General features: G+C 74.4%; 3 protein-coding genes. 1 reads left to right on the top strand and 2 read right to left on the bottom strand.

Features of this window, described 5'->3' with window-relative positions; all coding sequences use genetic code 11:
• Both N869_RS18650 and idi read right to left on the bottom strand, forming a co-directional pair.
• Positions 1 to 388, bottom strand: a 388-nt coding sequence (locus N869_RS18650; RefSeq protein WP_035062992.1) for a polyprenyl synthetase family protein, incomplete at its 3' end; no start/stop codon positions are given.
• Complete coding sequence (gene idi / locus N869_RS15015) at positions 385 to 924, bottom strand: isopentenyl-diphosphate Delta-isomerase (protein ID WP_035062994.1); 540 nt, start codon at positions 922 to 924, stop codon at positions 385 to 387. The genes idi and N869_RS18650, both read right to left, overlap by 4 nt.
• A gap of 209 nt (positions 925 to 1,133) precedes the next feature.
• Between idi and N869_RS15020 the strand changes: the two genes are divergently transcribed.
• Positions 1,134 to 1,459: glycosyltransferase (locus tag N869_RS15020; protein ID WP_035062995.1), on the top strand; the 326-nt coding region annotated here is incomplete at its 3' end.

The following is a 1,459-nucleotide window of genomic DNA, read 5'->3' on the forward strand; positions in this document are numbered from 1 at the left end:
GGGCCCGCTCGACGTCCGCACCACGTGCGGCCGCGCGACCGTGCATGATCGCGGCGAGGTTGGGCCGGCCCCGGCGCACGGTGTCACGGTCGATGAGGTCGTCGTGGATGAGGAACGCGGTGTGCAGGAGCTCGAACGCGGCGGCGACCATGACCGCGTCGTCCAGTGCGGGGGCGCCCAGGGCGTCGTGGGTGGCCAGGACGAGGCCCGACCGGAACCGTTTGCCGCCGCGGGCGCTGCGCTCGATCTCGGCCCACACCCGCGGGTAGTCGGGGCCGAAGCCCTCGGCCTGGCGACGGGCACCGGTCAGGACGGCGCGCAGCAGGTCGTCGACGCGCTCGTGGGGGTCGAGCGCGGTGGGGACCGGAGGCGCCGTCGTGGTGGTCATGGTTGCCCGGCCGCCACGAGTGACAGGTCGGGTGCGTGCTGGACGAGCCAGGGGCTCAGGGCCCAGGGGGCTGCGGTCACGGCCCGGTGCAGGTCCTCGGGGTCGACCCACGCCACGTCCATGACCTCGTCGGGGTGGGGCCGGGGCTGGTCGCTGGTGCGGGCGGTGAACACCGGGCAGATCTCGTTCTCGACCACACCTGAGGCGTCGACGGCGCGGTAGCGGAAGTCGGGCAGCACGACCTGCACGTCGGTCACGTCCATGCCGAGCTCCTCACGGGAACGGCGCCGCACCGCGGCCTCGAAGGACTCCCCCGGTGCGGGGTGACCGCACACGCTGTTGGTCCACACCCCGGGCCAGGTGCGCTTGCCCAGGGCCCGGCGGGTCATCAGGACGCGGCCGTGGTCGTCGACGATGTGGCAGGAGAACGCCAGGTGCAGGGGCGTGTCGTGGTCGTGCACGGTGGCCTTGTCGGCGGTGCCGACGGGGTTGCCGCCCTCGTCGAGGAGGACGACGGTCTCCTGGGTGGTGGTCACCGGCTTCCTCCTTGGTCGGCTCGATCCCCCGGCGATTCGCGCCCGGAACGCTCAGCATGCTGAGGATACGGCAGGGGAGTCCACCTGTCCTGAGGAGCGGTCGCCATCGGCCACGTCACCGCTACCCCACCACGCGGCGGGTCCGGTGTCGAGAGCGACCCACGGCACCTCACCGAGCCACGGGCCGGGGGCGCGGGTACGGTGCGGCGGTGGACACCCCCGCAGCGCACCCCGAGCCGGCCCGCGGCCCCACGGTCAGCGTGGTGATCCCCGCCAAGGACGACGCCCCCAACCTGCGGCGGTGCCTGACCGCCCTCGCCGCCCAGACGGTGCCCGCCGAGGAGGTCGTGGTGGTCGACAACGCCTCGACCGACACCACCGCCGAGGTCGCCCGCGCCCACGGCGCCCGGGTGGTGCACGAGGCAGCACCCGGCATCCCGGCCGCCGCCTCGACCGGGTACGACGCGGCCACCGGCACGGTGATCGTGCGGTGCGACGCCGACACCGTCGCCCCACCGGACTGGCTCGAGCGGGT

The organism is Cellulomonas bogoriensis 69B4 = DSM 16987 (genome assembly GCF_000767165.1).
Lineage (GTDB): Bacteria > Actinomycetota > Actinomycetes > Actinomycetales > Cellulomonadaceae > Actinotalea > Actinotalea bogoriensis.